At 53.1% G+C, this 1,102-nt stretch carries 2 protein-coding genes; both read right to left on the bottom strand.

All coding sequences use genetic code 11. The features are described from left to right. Positions 1 to 173: 173 nt before the first annotated feature. Entirely contained in the window at positions 174 to 716 is a 543-nt protein-coding gene (gene gmhB / locus BN1136_RS18910) for a D-glycero-beta-D-manno-heptose 1,7-bisphosphate 7-phosphatase (RefSeq protein ID WP_043762519.1), read from the bottom strand. A 113-nt stretch (positions 717 to 829) separates the two neighbouring features. Next, positions 830 to 1,102: EF-Tu C-terminal domain-related protein (locus BN1136_RS18905; protein ID WP_043808753.1), on the bottom strand; the 273-nt coding region annotated here is incomplete at its 5' end.

The following is a 1,102-nucleotide window of genomic DNA, read 5'->3' as shown; positions in this document are numbered from 1 at the left end:
TTTCAAAGGCTTTTCGAGGTTATCGACTTGGCTGTTTACGTTGCCGCTTGCCGTGTCGATGGAGGCGCATTATAGGGAGCCGCGCCGGGATGGCAAGAGGATAATTGCAAAAAGATGGCTTTCATCGTTCAACCGCTCACAAAGCCACCAAAAAGCATCTTAATCCAGCGAAATCAGCCTGCGACAGGCGCCACCACGGCAAAATCATGCAGGTTGTCGTAGATGGCATCGGCCAGCTCGATTCCCGCATCCGTAATCGGCTTGCCCGTTCTGACCATGATCTTGTGGCCAACCTTGGCATTGATGGCGGCTTTCAGGTCCGAAGGCTTGTCGCCCACCATATAAGAGCGACTCATGTCGATACCAAGCTCCCGCTGCGCAAGCAACAGCATACCCGGTTCGGGTTTGCGGCAATCACAGGGGGCACCGTGGTCCGGGTGATGGGGGCAGAAGTAGATACCATCGAGATCCACATCACGATCGGCCAGGGACCAATCCATCCACTCGGTCAGGTTCATGAAGTCATCTTCAGTGAAGTAACCACGGGCGATGCCGGATTGGTTGGTCACCACGACCAGCAAATAGCCCTTTTTCTTCAGCAATTGCATGGCCTCAATCGCCCCGGGCAGAAAATGGAAGTCATCAACCTGGCTGACATAACCCGTGTCCTTGTTGATGACACCATCGCGATCCAGAAAAATGGCGGGTTTACTCACAGCAGCTACCTCTATAGATGATTTCGCAAAAGTATCTCACAGGCCATTTAAAGCCCAAAAAGTAAAAGGGGTGGCCGAAGCCACCCCTTTCATGTGTGCATATAAAGTATCGATTAAGCGATAACTTTAGCTACAACACCAGCACCTACGGTACGGCCACCTTCACGGATGGCGAAACGCAGGCCGTCGTCCATCGCGATCGGGGCAATCAGGGTAACAACCATCTTGATGTTGTCGCCCGGCATTACCATCTCTACGCCTTCCGGCAGTTCGATGGTACCGGTCACGTCGGTAGTACGGAAGTAGAACTGCGGACGGTAGCCCTTGAAGAACGGGGTGTGACGACCACCTTCTTCTTTGGACAGCACGTACACTTCGGATTCGAA

The sequence above is a fragment of the Aeromonas taiwanensis genome (assembly GCF_000820165.1).
Classification (GTDB): Bacteria; Pseudomonadota; Gammaproteobacteria; order Enterobacterales; family Aeromonadaceae; genus Aeromonas; species Aeromonas taiwanensis.
The sequence above is the reverse complement of the archived record's forward strand: the minus strand, read 5'-3'. Positions and strand labels throughout refer to the sequence as shown.